Genomic DNA, 14,745 nt, shown 5'->3' with positions numbered 1-14,745 from the left:
GCGCCGGGGTGGGCGCGGGCCCCTGCGGCATCCGCTCCCGCGCCCGGCGGCGGCCTGAAGCTGGGCGGGGGATCCAAGGCCAAGGCCCCCGGCGGCGGTTCCGTCGGCAGGCTGGTCCTGGGTGGCGCCGCGGGCGCGGCCGCTGCGGCCGGCGCCGCCGCGGCGTCCGCGAGCGAGCCCCCCTCCGCGCAGGCACCCGCCGCCTCGGACGCCACCGCCGAGGTGTCCGCGCCAGAGACGCCGGCCGAGGCCGAGGCCAAGACAGAAGCCACGCCCGCACAGACGGGAGCGAAGGCTCCGGCGGCCGGCAAGGCCGGCGGGCTCACCCTCGGCGGCGGGTCGGCGGCCAAGGCGCCGGGTGGCGGCAAGACGGGCGGGCTCTCCCTCGGGGGCGGCACCAAGGCCAAGGCACCCGGTGGCGGCTCCGCGGGGCTGTCCCTCGGCGGGGCCGCGGCCGCGGCCGGCGCGGGTGCCGGCGCGGCGGCGACGGACTCCGAGCCGACCCCCGAGGCCGCTCCGGCGCCGACCGGGGCCGCGGCGGACACGAAGGCGGCCACGACGGCGGACGCCCCTGCCGCCGCACCGCCGGCCGCGACGCCCCCCGCAGCCGGGGCGGTCGCGGCCCAGGAGAGCGCGGCCGAGGCGACGCCGCCTGAGAAGCCCGAGCCCGCCAAGGCGGCGTCCGAGACGATCGAGCCCGCGCCGGTCCCCGCCGGGCCGACCCCGCCGGCCCGGGCCGCGAAGTACGTCCGGAAGTTCCTCGCCCGTCACGGGGGGACGGCGGATGTCGTCCTCCAGCCGGTCGGTCGACGCGGGGTCCGCCTGACCTTCGTCGGTGCCGACGGCGTCATGGGCGACCACATGGTCGATTCCCTGCCCGAGGCCGAGGCCGTCCGGGACTCGATCTCCGGCCTCACCGCCTCGGAGTGGAACCGCGAACTCGTGTCGAGGACCGACGTCCCGGCCGGCCACTGGAAGCGCATGGCGGGATCCGGTTCCCTGGTCTGACAACGCCACCGGAAACCAGAACGGCCCCGCCACCGGCGGGGCCGTTCGCGTCGACCGGACGTCCGTCGACCGGATGTCCGTCGACCGGGCGTCCTACGCCAGGGCCTTCTCCCGGATGACCCCCGCGGCCCAGAGCGACCCGGTGACCGCGGTGATGGTCCCCGCCAGGGTCACGTGCAGCACCACGAGGAGCTCCGGCACGCCGAGCTGGTACTGCGTGATCCCGAGGACCGCCTGGGCCACGATCAGGCCGATGAGGATCGCGCAGCGGCGGATGGCGGGCCCCGGCGCCCGCAGCGCGGCCAATCCCAGCACCAGGCCGACCACCAGGCACAGGTAACCCACCATGAGCTCGGCGTGGAAGTGGACCAACCACTGGATGGGCAGCTGGAGCCGGTCCGCCGCCTCGACCCGGGCGTCTCCGGCGTGCGGCCCCGCACCGGTCACCATCGTCCCCGTGACCAGGACCCCGGTCAGCAGCACGGCGGACAGGATGGTGAGCCAGGCCATCGGCCTCGGGAGGACCCGCCTGGCGGGCACGGCGTCGTCCTCCCCGATGCGGACGAACAAGACCGCCGCCAACCACGCCAGGATCATCGACGGCAGCAGGTGCAGCGCGACGGTCCACCAGGCCAACCCGGCCAGGACCGTGATGCCGCCGATCACCGCCTGCGCGAGGATCCCCGCCGGCATGGCCCAGGCCAGCAGTTTGAGCCCCCGCCGTCGGCCCGCGCGGTAGACCGCGAGCAACAGCGCCACCGCCACGGCGGCCAGCACAAAGGTGAGGAGCCGGTTGCCGAACTCCACCGACTGGTGGAGGGCCGGCGCGGCGCCGGGGACGGGGACGAAGCTGTCCTGGTTGCACTGGGGCCAGGTCTCGCAGCCGAGCCCGGAGGCGGTCACGCGGACGGTCACGCCGGTCGTCATGATCCCGACCTGGGCGATGACGTTGGCCAGGGCGAGCCCCTTCTGCACCCGGAGCGAGGGTAGGGGCAGCCGGGACAGCGGGCCCCTCGGCCCCGGGGGCACGGGCGCGGACGGTGTGCCGGGAGTCGGGGCGTGCGAAGTCGTGGTCACGCCGTGATTCTAGGCCGCGGCCCGCCGGGGTCGGTGATCAGGTGAAGGAGAAGTGGCGCACGGCCAGGCCGCCGCAGACCGCGGTCCACACCGCCAGGACCAGCGCCGCCAGGGCGGGGAACCCACCGTCGAGCGCGGTGACCAGCGCGCTGGTCAGGGCGTAGGAGGGGACCACGACGAGGAGGTCGTGGATCGCGTCGGGCAGGGCGGCCACCCCGATCGCCAGACCGGCCGCGCCGATGAGGACAAACCAGATGAGGTTGGCCAGCGCGAGGACGATCTCCGCCCGCAGGGTCCCCCCGAGCAGCAGCCCCATCGAGGAGAACGCGACCGACCCGAGGCCGATCACGAGCGCGCCGACCGCCAACCCCGCGAGGGCCGGGCGCCAGCCGAGTCCGGCGGCGATGAGTCCCAGCAGGACGGACTGGCCCGCCACCAGGACCAGGGTGGCGAGGATCTTGCCCGCGATGATCACGGCGGGCGGCAGCGGCGTCCCGCCGAGTCTCTTCAGCGCCCCGTAGCGGCGGTCGAACCCGACCGCGATGGCCTGGCCGGTGAAGGCGGTCCCCATCACGGAGAGGGTGAGCACGGCGGTGATCGCGTAGTCGATGCGGGGATCGGGGATCGACCCGAACTCGATCGCGGTGAGGGCGAACAGGACCGCGACGGGGATCACCAGGGCCACCAACAGCTGCTCGCCGTTGCGCAGGAACAGGATCAGCTCCATGCGGGTCTGCGACGCGACCATCCGCGCGAGTGACGCCGGCGCGGAGGGGCGCGCGAACGTGCCCGGCGCGAAGCGGTTGGTGTCGGCCAGTGGGTCGGTCATCGCAGTTCCCGTCCGGTCAGATCGAGGAAGACCTCTTCCAGGCTCCTGGTCCGGGTGGCCAGGGAGGTGAGCTGGACCCCGGCCCGCTCCAGGGCCGCGCACAGGGCGGTCATGAGCTCGGGGGAGACCGGGCCGTGGACCTCCAGGACGCCGGACGCCGATCCCGCCGTCACGGTGTGTCCCTCGCCCAGCGCGTCTCTCAGCAGCGCCGGGGAGGCGTCGCCCTCGACGACCAGAGTGACACCCTCCGCGGTGCCCGCCCTCTCGAGCTCCGCCGGTGCGCCCGAGGCGACGCGTCGACCGTGGTCGATGATCACCACGTCGTCGGCCAGGGAAGCGGCCTCGTCCATGAGATGGGTGGTGAGCAGGACCGCGGTGCCGTCCCGGCGCAGCGCGCGGACCAGGTCCCACACGGCCCGCCGCGACTGGGCGTCGAGGCCGGCGGTCGGTTCGTCGAGGAAGACCAGCTCGGGTCGCCCGATCACCGCGAGCGCGAGCGAGAGGCGCTGCTGCTGGCCACCGGACAACCTCCGGTAGGGGGTGCGGACGTGATCGCTCAACCCCAGCTCGCCGACCAGCCAGTCGGGGTCGAGCGGGTCGGCGTAGTAGGAGGCGACCAGCCGCACCATCTCTCCGACGCGGGCGGCCGGATAGGCGCCCCCGCCCTGCAGCATCATCCCCACCCGGCTGCGGACCCGCTGGCGGTCGGCCACGGGATCCAGCCCGAGGACCCGCACGGTGCCCCCGTCCGGGCGGAGGAAGCCCTCGCACACCTCGACGGTCGTGGTCTTGCCGGCCCCGTTGGGGCCGAGGAGCGCCATCACCTCACCGCGCGCGAGCGTCAGGTCAAGGCCGGCCACCGCGGCGGTGTCGCCGAACGTCTTGACGAGTCCCTCGACCCGGAGCGCGGGGGAGTCGGTCGGGGAGGTCACCCGTGCATTCTAGGCCGCCGGGATCACCGGAAGCGCAACAGCCCCGGCCACCGGAACATCGCCACCACCACGATCCCCACGGCGACAACCGTCGCGGCCCAGGCCTGCACGGTGACGAACGGGGGCAGCCCCGCACCCGGCGGGAGGGTGAAGCAGGCGAGGACCGCGCTCACCAGCACCACCGGGCGGCGGAACTCCATCCGGGACGCCCACGCCGCCAGGGGGATGAGCGCCCAGAGGACGTACCAGGGTTGGACCACGGGGAAGCACAGGACGATCGCGGCCATGGACACCCCGAGACCGCCGACCGGGTTGATCCGTCCCGACTGGACGGCGAAGAGCATCCGGACGGTGAACGCGCCCGCCAGCACGAGTGCGGCGGTCTGGACCATGACGAGGATCTGGGCGGTGTGGTCTCCCAACCCGAGGAATTGGCCGATCCCCCCCGCGATCACCCCCAGGGCCGTGGGAGGGGACAGCCAGCTCCGCAGCGACGTCGCCGCGCCGAGCTTGGTGATCCAGCCCAGCCCGGACGAGGTCGCCAGCATCGCCACCCCGGTCGTGGCGCCGCTGATCGCCAGCATCACCACGACCGCCCTGGCGGTGGCGAGGTACCCCCCGCCCCACCGGCGGGACAACGCCATCCCGATGAACCCCAGGGCCACCACCGTGGGGAGCTTGACCAACGCCGACCCGGTGACGAGCACGGTCCCCAGCACGAAGAGCAGGACCGGGCGCCTCCCGCTGCCGAGCGAGTCGACGGCACGCAGGGCCAGGACCAGCCCTATCGCCAACAGGCCCATCATGAGCGACTCCGAGTGGATCCCGGAGACCAGGTGGAACAGCACGAGGGGGTTGGCCACGGCGAGCCACAGCGCCGCCACGTCCGACACCCCGCAGTACTCGGCGAGGCGCGGGACGGCCCACCCCAGCATGAGGATGCCGAGCACGGCCACCGCTCGGTGCAGGATCGTCCCCGCCACCACCTCGTCGCCGGTGAGGGAGTGGATGACCTTCTGCACGCCGAGGAAGAGCGGCCCGTACTGGTTGGGGGTGTCTCGCCAGATGTCGGGGACGTTGACCGTCAGCGCGTGCGAGGTCCCGAGGGCCGAGACGGGACCGAGTTCGTACGGGTCCGGCAGGGTGTTGCCGATGGCCCCCTGGGCGAGATAGCTGTAGACGTCCTTGCTGAACATGGGCGGGGCCAACGCGAGGGGCAGGGCCCACGAGGCGATGATCCGGTCGAGCGTGGCCCTGTCGATGCGCCCGCTCAGCCGCCCCCGGAGATCCCTGCCCAGGACGAACGGGGAGAGCAGCAGCCAGCAGAGCGTCACCACGACCATCCCCGTCATGACGACGGTCATCGACGACTGCTGGAGCCGGAGCCAGAGCCCGAACAGCCGCTCGCCGGCCACCGGGTTCTGCAGGACCGGCAGGGCTCCCGCGCCCAGCGCGCCCACGGCCATCGCGACGGTCGCCGTGGTGCCGATCCTCCGGATGCGCCGCAGGCGGGCCATCTCGGCCGACGAGGGGGCCCCGGTGAACCGCTCCTCGGTGTGGAGCCGCGCGGTGACCGATCCGGCACCGCGGCTCGGGAAGGCTCGTGCCACAGGTCACCTCTCGCCGGCCGTGCGGACCCGCCCGGGGGTGGGGGAATATTTCCGTCACACGGGTGTTGCGTAATATCGTGTGGTGCGTCCCACCCGGGGCGCACCGAGCATAGCCGGAAGGGAGAGGCGCATGAGCGTGCAGCACGTCTACGACAGCAGCACACGGCCCGACACCCGTTCGGCCATCCGTGAACTCCTCCTGGAGCGCGGGGCCCTCACCGCCGGCGAGATCGGCGACCATCTGGGTCTCACCGCCGCCGGGGTCCGGCGGCATCTGGACCACCTCGTCGAGTCCGGCGAGGTCGAGACGGTCCGCACCCGCCCCGCGGGCACCCGCGGCCGTCCGGCCAAGGCCTTCCAGGTCACGGCCACGGGACGGAGCACCGCCCGCCACGGGTACGACAACCTGGCGGTCGAGGCCCTCACCGCGCTGCGCCGCGTCGGTGGCTCCGCCGCCGTCGCGGAGTTCGCCCGCGACCGCGTGCGATCGGTGATCGGGCACGTGCGGCCCGCCGAGGGAGCCGGGGACGTCCAGCGCGCGGCGACGGACATCGCCGCGGCCCTGTCCGAGGCGGGGTACGCCTCCTCGGTCGAGGAGGCCGGGACGGGCCTGCAGATCTGCCAGCACCACTGCCCGGTCTGGAACGTCGCCTCGCACTTCCCCGAACTGTGCGAGGCCGAGCAGGAGGTGGTGTCCGAGATCGTGGGCACCCACGTGCAGCGCCTCGCCACCATCGCCGGCGGCAACTGCGCCTGCACCACCAACATCCCGACAGGGATCGTGACCGCGGATGACCTCGCGTCCACGATCCCCGCTGTTGCCGGCGCGGACGCGTCGGCTCCGACCCCCGAAAGGACAGTGCGATGACCATCACCCCAGATCAGGTGACGGCCGACGTCACAGGGCACGAGCCGACCACCGACGAGGAGCGGATCGCCTCACTCGGCCAGTACAACTACGGCTGGCACGATTCGGACAACGCCGGGGCCACCGCCCAGCGCGGCCTCTCGGAGGCCGTGGTCCGTGACATCTCCGCCAAGAAGAGCGAGAGCGCGTGGATGCTGGAGAAGCGTCTCAAGGCGTTGTCCACCTTCTACAAGAAGCCGATGCCCACCTGGGGGTCGGACCTGTCCGGTATCGACTTCGACAACATCAAATACTTCGTCCGGTCCACGGAGAAGCAGGCCACCAGCTGGGAGGACCTGCCCGAGGACATCAAGAACACCTACGACCGGCTCGGCATCCCCGAGGCCGAGAAGCAGCGCCTGGTGGCCGGTGTGGCCGCGCAGTACGAGTCCGAGGTGGTCTATCACCAGATCCGCGAGGACCTGGAGAGCCAGGGCGTCATCTTCATGGACACCGACACCGCGCTCAAGGAGCACCCGGAGTACTTCGAGGAGTACTTCGGCTCGGTGATCCCGGCGGGTGACAACAAATTCTCCGCGCTCAACACCGCCGTGTGGTCGGGAGGCTCGTTCATCTACGTCCCGCCGGGCGTCCAGGTGGACATCCCGCTGCAGGCCTACTTCCGCATCAACACGGAGAACATGGGCCAGTTCGAGCGGACGCTCATCATCGTCGACGAGGGCGCCTACGTGCACTACGTCGAGGGCTGCACCGCGCCGATCTACAAGTCGGACTCGCTGCACTCGGCCGTGGTCGAGATCGTGGTGAAGAAGGGCGGCCGCTGCCGCTACACGACCATCCAGAACTGGTCGAACAACGTCTACAACCTCGTCACCAAGCGCGCCCGCGCCGAGGAGGGCGCCACCATGGAGTGGATCGACGGCAACATCGGGTCCAAGGTGACGATGAAGTACCCCGCCGTGTGGCTCACCGGCGAGTACGCCAAGGGCGAGGTGCTCTCCGTGGCGTTCGCCGGCGAGGGCCAGCACCAGGACACCGGCTCCAAGATGCTGCACCTGGCGCCCAACACGTCCTCGAACATCGTCTCCAAGTCGGTGGCACGAGGGGGAGGGCGGTCCGCGTACCGCGGGCTGGTCCAGATCAACGCCGGCGCCAAGGGCTCCAAGTCCAACGTCGAGTGCGACGCGCTCCTCGTGGACAACATCAGCCGCTCCGACACCTACCCCTACATCGACATCCGCGAGGACGACGTGACCCTGGGGCACGAGGCCACGGTCTCCAAGGTGAGCCAGGACCAGCTGTTCTACCTCATGAGCCGCGGGCTGGCCCAGGACGAGGCCATGGCGATGATCGTCCGAGGATTCGTCGAGCCGATCGCCAAGGAGCTCCCCATGGAGTACGCCCTCGAGCTCAACCGACTGATCGAACTCCAGATGGAAGGATCGGTGGGCTGACCGCCATGACCGACACCACGACACCCGCCACAGGATCCGGCCCGACGCCGGTGACGGACCGCTACGGCATCCCCGTGGACGCCACCAAGGGCGACCAGTTCTCGTCGTTCGACGTGAACGCCTTCGAGGTCCCCAGCCACAAGGACGAGATCTGGCGCTTCACCCCGCTCAAGCGGCTGCGGGGGGTCCACGACGGATCCAACGTCACCGCCACCGGGAGGCTGCTGGTCTCCGTGGCCGACCGCGACGGGCTGACGATCGAGACCGTCACCACCGCCGACCCGCGGGTCGGGGAGGCCGGCGCCCCGCGCGACCGGGCCGCCGCCCAGGCCTACACCTCCGTCGAGGAGGTCACGGTCCTCACCGTGGCCAAGGAGACCGTCCTCGGCGAGCCGGTCTACGTCACGGTCGACGGGCCGGGGGAGGGACGGCTCGCCTACGGCCACTCGCAGATCCGCCTGGAGCCGTTCGCCGACGCCACGGTCGTGGTGGACCAGCGCGGCGGCGGGACGATCTCGGAGAACGTCGAGCTGATCGTCGGCGACTCCGCCCACCTCGAGGTGATCCTCATCCAGGACTGGGACGACGACGCCCTCCACCTGGCCAACCACCACCTGCAGGTCGGCCGGGACGCGACCCTCACCTACACCGCCGTGACGTTCGGCGGAGAGGTGGTGCGGATCGCGCCATTCGCGGGCTTCACTGCACCAGGCGGAACGGTCACGATCAACGGCCTGTACTACGCGGACGACGGCCAGCACATCGAGCACCGGCTCCTGGTGGACCACTCGGTGCCGCATTGCACGTCCCGGATCCTCTACAAGGGCGCGCTGCAGGGCGACGCCACCTCCGCCCTGCCGGACGCCCACACCGTGTGGGTCGGCGACGTCCTCATCCGGGCGGCCGCCGAGGGCACCGACACCTACGAGATGAACCGGAACCTCGTCCTCACCGACGGCGCGCGCGCGGACTCCGTGCCGAACCTGGAGATCGAGACCGGGGAGATCGCCGGCGCCGGGCACGCCAGCGCCGTCGGCCGCTTTGACGAGGAGCACCTGTTCTACCTCATGTCCCGCGGCATCCCCGAGGACGTCGCCCGGCGCCTGGTGGTCCGTGGGTTCTTCGGCGAGGTGATCAACCGCATCGGCGTGCCCGAGGTCCGCGAGCGGATCACCGAGGCCGTCGAGCTCGAGCTGCAGTCCTCCGGCATCTGACCGCGGCCCTCACCCAGAGACCACCCCAGAAGACTTCAGAAGGAATGCGAGCACAACAATGACCATCCTCGAGATCAAGGGCCTCACCGCCCGCGTCGCCGCGACCGACGCCTCCGCCGAGACCGTCGACATCCTCAAGGGCGTCGACCTGACCATCGAGTCGGGCCAGACCCACGCCATCATGGGCCCCAACGGCTCGGGCAAGTCGACCCTCGCCTACGTGATCGCCGGCCACCCCAAGTACGAGGTCACCGGCGGCACCGTCACCCTCGACGGCGAGGACGTCCTGTCCATGGAGGTCGACGAGCGGGCCCGCGCCGGCCTGTTCCTGGCCATGCAGTACCCCACCGAGATCCCCGGGGTCTCCACCGCCAACTTCCTGCGCACCGCGGCCACCGCCGTGCGGGGCGAGGCGCCCAAGCTGCGGCACTGGGTCAAGGAGGTCAAGGAGGCCATGGCCGACCTCGACTTCGACCCGGCCTTCTCTGAGCGCAGCGTCAACGAGGGCTTCTCCGGCGGCGAGAAGAAGCGCCACGAGATCCTCCAGCTGGACCTGCTCAAGCCCAGGATCGCCGTGCTGGACGAGACGGACTCCGGCCTGGACGTGGACGCGCTCCGCGTGGTGTCGGAGGGCGTCAACCGCTACAAGGCCGAGGAGAACGGCGGGATCCTGCTCATCACGCACTACACGCGGATCCTGCGGTACATCACGCCCGACCGGGTCCACGTCTTTGTGGACGGCCGGATCGCCGCGTCCGGCGGCGCCGAGCTGGCCGACGAGCTCGAGGCCCACGGGTACGAGAAGTACCTCGAGCACACGAACGCCTGATCAGACGGCTGGGAGAACATGACCTCGACCCTCGACCTCACCGCCATCCGCTCGGATTTCCCGATCCTGCAGCGGACGGTCCGTGACGGCAAGCCCCTGGTCTACCTGGACTCGGGGGCCACCTCGCAACGGCCGCTGCCGGTACTCGACGCGGAGCGCGACTTCCTGCTGCACTCCAACGCCGCCGTCCACCGGGGGGCGCACCAGCTCGCCGAGGAGGCGACGGACGCCTACGAGGGCGCACGGGCGGACATCGCGCGGTTCGTGGGGGCCGGGGTCGACGAGCTGGTCTTCACCAAGAACGCCACCGAGGCCCTCAACCTGGTCGCCTTCGCGCTCGGCGACGAGCGCTTCGGCGAGTACGCCGTCGGGCCCGGGGACGAGGTCGTGATCAGCGAGCTCGAGCACCACGCCAACCTGGTGCCGTGGCAGGAGCTGTGCCGGCGCACCGGGGCCACCCTGCGCTGGTACGGGATCACCGACGAGGGCCGCATCGACCTCGACTCGCTCGAGCTCACCGACGCGGTCAAGGTCATCGCGCTGACCCACCAGTCCAACGTCACCGGCGCGGTGACGGACGTGGCGCGGGTGGTGGACGCCGCCCGCGCGGTGGGCGCGCTGGTCGTGCTGGACGCCTGCCAGTCGGTCCCGCACCTGGCGGTGGACTTCCGCGGGCTGGGCGTCGACTTTGCCGCGTTCTCGGGCCACAAGATGCTCGGCCCCACGGGGATCGGCGTCCTCTACGGGCGTCGTGACCTCCTGCTCGCCATGCCCCCGGTGCTCACCGGGGGGTCCATGATCGCGACCGTGACCATGGAGGCGTCCACCTACGCGGATCCCCCGCAGCGGTTCGAGGCCGGCGTGCCGATGGTGTCCCAGGCCGTGGGGCTGGCCGCCGCGGTCCGCTACCTCGAGGCCGTGGGCATGGAGACCATCGCCCGGCACGAGCAGGAGCTCACCGCGGCCACGCTGGAGGCGCTGGCCGAGATCCCCGGCATCAGGATCGTCGGCCCCACGGACACGGTCGCGCGGGGCGGCGCCGTCTCCTTTGTGGTGGACGGCATCCACGCGCACGACGTGAGCCAGGTGCTGGACGACGACGGGGTGGCGGTGCGGGTGGGGCACCACTGCGCGTGGCCGCTGCACCGCCGGCTCGGCGTGCAGTCCACGGTGCGGGCCTCGTTCGCGCTGTACAACACGCTCGACGAGGTGGAGGTCCTGGCGCGGTCGCTGCGCCGGGCGCAGGAGTTCTTCGGCATGGGAGGTGGGCGTCCGTGAAGTTGGAGCAGATGTACCAGGAGGTGATCCTGGACCACTACCGGCACCCGCACCACAGCGGGCTCCGCGAGCCCTTCGGGGCCGAGGTGCACCACGTCAACCCGACGTGTGGCGACGAGCTGACCCTCCGGCTGCAGCTCTCGGAGGACAAGTCCACCGTGGCGGACGTCTCCTACGACGCGCAGGGCTGTTCCATCAGCCAGGCCTCGACCTCGATGATGGCCGACCTGATCGTCGGCCGCCCGGTGTCCGAGTCCCTGCGGGCCTACGAGGCGTTCCACGAGATGATCTCCTCCCGCGGGCAGCACGAGGGCGACGAGGAGATCCTCGACGACGCCGTGGCGCTGTCCGGCGTGTCCCGCTACCCGGCGCGCGTCAAATGCGCGCTGCTGGGCTGGATGGCCTACCGGGACGCCCTCGGGCGCCAGACCGAACCCCCTCAGGAGTGATGTGACATGACCGACCAGATGACCCCGCCCAACGATCCCACCGTCGACGACCCGTCGCAGGACCAGACCCCGGCGGGCACCGTGTACAACGGCGAGTTTCGGCCCGACCCCAACCGCCCCGAGCAGTCGGAGGAGGATCTCGCGCTGGTCGCCGACCTCGAGGAGGCCATGCGCGACGTGGTGGACCCCGAGCTGGGGATCAACGTGGTGGACCTCGGGCTGGTCTACGACATCTGGGTGCGCCCGGGGGAGACGGAGGGCTCGACCATCGCCCGCGTCGACATGACCCTCACCTCCGCGGCGTGCCCGCTGACCGACGTGATCGAGGACCAGGCCCGCAGCGCGACGATCGGCGCCGACCTCGTCAACGACCTCGAGCTCAACTGGGTCTGGATGCCCCCGTGGGGCCCGCAGATGATCACCGACGACGGCCGGGAGCAGCTCCGGGCCATCGGGTTCACCGTCTAACCCGCCTCCGGGAGGTCCGGTGCGGCGGGGCCGGCAGGGCCAGCGGGGCCGGCGGGGCGCGGCTCCGGTCTCAGGACCGCCGCGACCATGCCGGCCTTGCCGCGCGCGGGCATGCTCACCCACATTCCCCACATCGCCCGGGCCACCTGGTACGACGGGCTCGCCCCGTCGAGGAACCACCTCTGGCGTCGGCCGTCGAGCCGACCGAACGCGCCGAACAGCTGGCGGAGCGTCCGGTCGTCGGCCCGGAGCAGGGCCCGCAGGCCGACCCCGTGCAGTGCGGTGCTCGCCGGCGAGCGGGGCTCCGGGATCGGGAACCCGGACACCAGGGCGTACACCGCCGCCGGGACCGCCTCGAGCATGGCGGCGATCGAGTAGCCGGTCGCCGCGTGGCCGTGTCCGCCCGCGGTGCCGAACGCCTCGATCCGTGGATCGTCGGCCACCGGGGGTCGCGGCGTGAGCGGGATCCGCACCCGCTCCACCGCCAGCGGCGCGGCGAGGGCCGACCCGGCGACCCCGCGGCGCAGCAGCCTCGAGCGCAGTCGGGCTTCCAGTACCGCGGGATCCGGGGCGGGCTGCCCGGCCAGACACGTCTCCTCCAGCAGGACCCGGTCGGCGTCCAGGGGGATGGCGTACAGGAACGTGGGGCCCGCCTCGTCGTCGTCGTGATCCGTCCGCCAGTCCATGAACAGCGCCGGGTCGCCGCCGAGGGCGGGGGCGGCGTCCGCGGCGGACAGCACGATCCCGTACGCCGTCTGGAGGGGCCCGCGGTGGCCCGGTCCGCCGGCCCCGCGGCAGTCCACAACCCGGTGCGCCCGGTGCAGGAGGTCGGGGAGCCGGGAATCGTCCACCGCGGCCGTCTCGACCGTCACCCCGGCCCCCAGCGGGAGGGCCTCGCGCAACGCGGAGTTGTCGACGATGCCGTAGACCCGGTCCAGGACGGTGCGGCCGGGGGAGTAGTGCACGGGCCCGCGCACCGTGTGCGCCAGGACGTCGACGCCGCAGGCGTCCCGGGCGAGCCACGGCGGGAGCTGGTCGGCCCACAGGGTCAGGGTCTGCCGCCACGGCGCGTCGGGCCGGGGGTCGATCGCCAGCCCCGTCAGACCCGATGCCGCGCAGCGGGAGGCGAGCGCGCGGCCCGCCGGCCCGAGGCCGACGACAGCGACGTCGTAGAGACCGCCCCCCGTAGTATCCATCGGAGTCGACAGTACCGCCGAGACGAGGAGAGCGACGTGCCCGGAGCGTTCTATCAGCAGGTGGACGAGGGCCGCTTCGAGTCCTCGCCGCTGACGGCGGGGCCGTGGTCGCCGGACTCCCAGCACGCCGGCCCGCCGAGCGCGGTGCTGGTGCGGGCGATGGAGCGGTTCGAGCGCCGGCCCGAGATGCGGCTGGCCCGGGTCTCGGTGGACGTCCTGGGGCCGGTCCCGGTGGCGCCGCTCGAGATCGACGTCCGCGTGATCCGTCCCGGGCGCAGCGTGGAGCTGCTCGAGGCCACGGCGTCCTGCGGCGGCCGGCCCGCGCTGGTTGCCCGCGGGTGGCGGATGCGGACCACGCCGGAGGACTTCCCCGTGCACGGCGGGCACGCCGGCCCGGCCGTCCCGGCGGCGCCCCGCGAGCGCGGCCCCATGATGTCCTTCGCCCACGGCGACGGCTACCTGTCCGTGGTGGACTTCTCCTTTGACGCCGGCAGCGGCGACGAGCTGGGGTCGGCCGCGGCGTGGGGGCGGAGCCGGATCGACCTGGTCGAGGGGGAGTCCATGACCGGCTGGCAGCACACGGTGCTGGTGGCCGACTCCGCCAGCGGGATCTCCCTGGCCACGGACCCGCTGACGTACCCGGCGGTCAACTGCGACCTGGTGGTGTCTCTGCACCGCGAGCCCGAACCGGGCTGGGTCCACCTGGACTCCGAGACGGTGGGCGGGCCCGGCGGCGGCGTCCTCACCGACACGCTCCTGTCCGACGACCGGGGGCGGATCGGCCGCAGCGTGCAGAACCTGTACGGCCGGCGCGCCGGCTGACGACGGCCCCGCGCCGCCTCCCGGGCTTGCGCTGCCGGTATGCACGCCTCGGCCAGACCCGCGCTGCCTCTCGGGCTTGTGCTGCCTGTATGCACGCCTCGGCCGGACCCGCGCTGGGGGAATGGACCACAGAGGCCGCGTAAGCCGAGGGGGCAGCGCAACCCAGCGGGTCACGCTGCCTCTCTGCCCGCCTGAGCCCGCCGCCCCGCTGCCCCGTGCACCCGCTGCCCGGCGCATCCGGGCCTACGCGGCCGGAGACCCACGTCACCGGAGTCGCCGGGGGCGTCGCGCCGCCGGTAGAGTGGCTGGTCGGCCCTATTCCCCTTGAGCAGCAGACGAGGTACCCGCGCACGTGATCACCATCGACGACCTGGAGGTGCGCGCCGGCGTGCGCACCCTGCTCCACATGGACGGGTCCTCGTTGCGGGTCCAGCCCGGCGACCGGATCGGCCTGGTGGGACGTAACGGCGCGGGTAAGACGACGACGATGCGGATCCTCGCCGGCGAGGGTGAGCCCTACGCGGGCAAGATCATCCGGACCAGCGAGCTGGGGTATCTGCCGCAGGACCCGCGCGAGGGCAACATGGATCAGCTCGCGCGCAGCCGGGTCCTGTCGGCCCGCGGGTTGGACGTGCTCATGGCCGACATGACCGAGGCGCAGACCCAGATGGTCGAGGCTCCAGACGACAAGGCCATGGACAAGGCCGTGCG

The 14,745-nt window shown here is 72.4% G+C and carries 14 protein-coding genes and 1 pseudogene; 10 read left to right on the top strand and 5 right to left on the bottom strand.

All coding sequences use genetic code 11. The features are described 5' to 3' along the window. Positions 1–1,008, top strand: a pseudogene (locus Q0444_RS11770) (hypothetical protein); the annotation flags it as partial. Between the two features lie 93 nt (positions 1,009–1,101). On the opposite strand, the gene Q0444_RS11765 reads toward Q0444_RS11770, so the two are convergent. Genes Q0444_RS11765 through mptB form a run of 4 tightly spaced genes read right to left on the bottom strand, consistent with a single transcriptional unit; the run spans position 1,102 to position 5,456 of the window. Continuing rightward, a complete protein-coding gene (locus Q0444_RS11765; protein WP_291079828.1) occupies positions 1,102–2,085 on the bottom strand; it encodes a heme A synthase in 984 nt (327 codons plus the stop codon). A 37-nt stretch (positions 2,086–2,122) separates the two neighbouring features. Next, a complete protein-coding gene (locus Q0444_RS11760) occupies positions 2,123–2,914 on the bottom strand; it encodes an ABC transporter permease (protein ID WP_291079830.1) in 792 nt (263 codons plus the stop codon). After that, positions 2,911–3,846 (bottom strand): ABC transporter ATP-binding protein, encoded by a 936-nt coding sequence (locus Q0444_RS11755; protein ID WP_299023311.1) that lies wholly within the window; start codon positions 3,844–3,846, stop codon positions 2,911–2,913. The genes Q0444_RS11760 and Q0444_RS11755 overlap by 4 nt, the downstream gene beginning before the upstream one ends. 23 nt (positions 3,847–3,869) lie before the next feature. Then, positions 3,870–5,456 (bottom strand): polyprenol phosphomannose-dependent alpha 1,6 mannosyltransferase MptB, encoded by a 1,587-nt coding sequence (mptB, locus tag Q0444_RS11750; RefSeq protein WP_299023310.1) that lies wholly within the window; start codon positions 5,454–5,456, stop codon positions 3,870–3,872. 130 nt (positions 5,457–5,586) lie between these two features. Between mptB and Q0444_RS11745 the strand changes: the two genes are divergently transcribed. Genes Q0444_RS11745 through Q0444_RS11715 form a run of 7 tightly spaced genes read left to right on the top strand, consistent with a single transcriptional unit; the run spans position 5,587 to position 12,016 of the window. Continuing rightward, a complete protein-coding gene (locus Q0444_RS11745; protein ID WP_291079836.1) occupies positions 5,587–6,324 on the top strand; it encodes a metalloregulator ArsR/SmtB family transcription factor in 738 nt (245 codons plus the stop codon). Next, the gene (gene sufB, locus Q0444_RS11740; RefSeq protein ID WP_299023309.1) at positions 6,321–7,778 is read left to right on the top strand and encodes a Fe-S cluster assembly protein SufB; all 1,458 of its coding nucleotides are present in this window, start codon (positions 6,321–6,323) and stop codon (positions 7,776–7,778) included. The genes Q0444_RS11745 and sufB overlap by 4 nt, the downstream gene beginning before the upstream one ends. A 5-nt stretch (positions 7,779–7,783) precedes the next feature. After that, complete coding sequence (sufD, locus tag Q0444_RS11735) at positions 7,784–8,992, top strand: Fe-S cluster assembly protein SufD (protein ID WP_291081375.1); 1,209 nt, start codon at positions 7,784–7,786, stop codon at positions 8,990–8,992. A 58-nt stretch (positions 8,993–9,050) separates the two neighbouring features. Further along, the gene (gene sufC / locus Q0444_RS11730; RefSeq protein ID WP_299023308.1) at positions 9,051–9,821 is read left to right on the top strand and encodes a Fe-S cluster assembly ATPase SufC; all 771 of its coding nucleotides are present in this window, start codon (positions 9,051–9,053) and stop codon (positions 9,819–9,821) included. An 18-nt stretch (positions 9,822–9,839) separates the two neighbouring features. Beyond that, positions 9,840–11,099: a cysteine desulfurase gene (locus Q0444_RS11725; protein ID WP_291081372.1), complete on the top strand. Its 1,260-nt coding sequence runs from the start codon at positions 9,840–9,842 to the stop codon at positions 11,097–11,099. Then, positions 11,096–11,548 (top strand): Fe-S cluster assembly sulfur transfer protein SufU, encoded by a 453-nt coding sequence (gene sufU / locus Q0444_RS11720; protein ID WP_291081370.1) that lies wholly within the window; start codon positions 11,096–11,098, stop codon positions 11,546–11,548. Before Q0444_RS11725 ends, sufU begins: the two co-directional genes overlap by 4 nt. A gap of 6 nt (positions 11,549–11,554) precedes the next feature. Continuing rightward, positions 11,555–12,016, top strand: a complete 462-nt coding sequence (locus tag Q0444_RS11715; protein WP_291081368.1) for a metal-sulfur cluster assembly factor — start codon at positions 11,555–11,557, stop codon at positions 12,014–12,016. Here the strand turns inward: Q0444_RS11715 and Q0444_RS11710 are convergent. Continuing rightward, positions 12,013–13,212, bottom strand: a complete 1,200-nt coding sequence (locus Q0444_RS11710) for a lycopene cyclase family protein (RefSeq protein WP_299023307.1) — start codon at positions 13,210–13,212, stop codon at positions 12,013–12,015. The genes Q0444_RS11715 and Q0444_RS11710 overlap by 4 nt on opposite strands. Before the next feature lie 36 nt (positions 13,213–13,248). Here Q0444_RS11710 and Q0444_RS11705 point away from each other — a divergent pair, with 36 nt between their 5' ends. Next, positions 13,249–14,034 carry a thioesterase family protein gene (locus tag Q0444_RS11705; RefSeq protein WP_299023306.1) on the top strand — a complete coding sequence of 262 codons (786 nt, stop codon included), beginning with the start codon at positions 13,249–13,251 and terminating at the stop codon, positions 14,032–14,034. Between the two features lie 352 nt (positions 14,035–14,386). Further along, a partial coding sequence (locus Q0444_RS11700; RefSeq protein ID WP_299023305.1) for an ATP-binding cassette domain-containing protein occupies positions 14,387–14,745 on the top strand: 359 nt, incomplete at its 3' end.

The sequence above is a fragment of the uncultured Dietzia sp. genome, assembly GCF_937873725.1.
Classification (GTDB): Bacteria; Actinomycetota; Actinomycetes; order Mycobacteriales; family Mycobacteriaceae; genus Dietzia.
Note: the sequence above shows the minus strand (reverse complement) of the source record. Positions and strands in the feature narration are given on the sequence as shown.

Bases quoted from the DNA above. Each gene is read 5' to 3' on its own strand.
- Q0444_RS11760 (WP_291079830.1), bottom strand. From the start codon at position 2,914: ATGACCGACCCACTGGCCGACACCAACCGCTTCGCGCCGGGCACGTTC.
- Q0444_RS11745 (WP_291079836.1), top strand. From the start codon at position 5,587: ATGAGCGTGCAGCACGTCTACGACAGCAGCACACGGCCCGACACCCGT.
- sufC (WP_299023308.1), top strand. From the start codon at position 9,051: ATGACCATCCTCGAGATCAAGGGCCTCACCGCCCGCGTCGCCGCGACC.
- Q0444_RS11725 (WP_291081372.1), top strand. From the start codon at position 9,840: ATGACCTCGACCCTCGACCTCACCGCCATCCGCTCGGATTTCCCGATC.
- sufD (WP_291081375.1), top strand. From the start codon at position 7,784: ATGACCGACACCACGACACCCGCCACAGGATCCGGCCCGACGCCGGTG.
- Q0444_RS11710 (WP_299023307.1), bottom strand. From the start codon at position 13,212: ATGGATACTACGGGGGGCGGTCTCTACGACGTCGCTGTCGTCGGCCTC.
- sufB (WP_299023309.1), top strand. From the start codon at position 6,321: ATGACCATCACCCCAGATCAGGTGACGGCCGACGTCACAGGGCACGAG.
- Q0444_RS11715 (WP_291081368.1), top strand. From the start codon at position 11,555: ATGACCGACCAGATGACCCCGCCCAACGATCCCACCGTCGACGACCCG.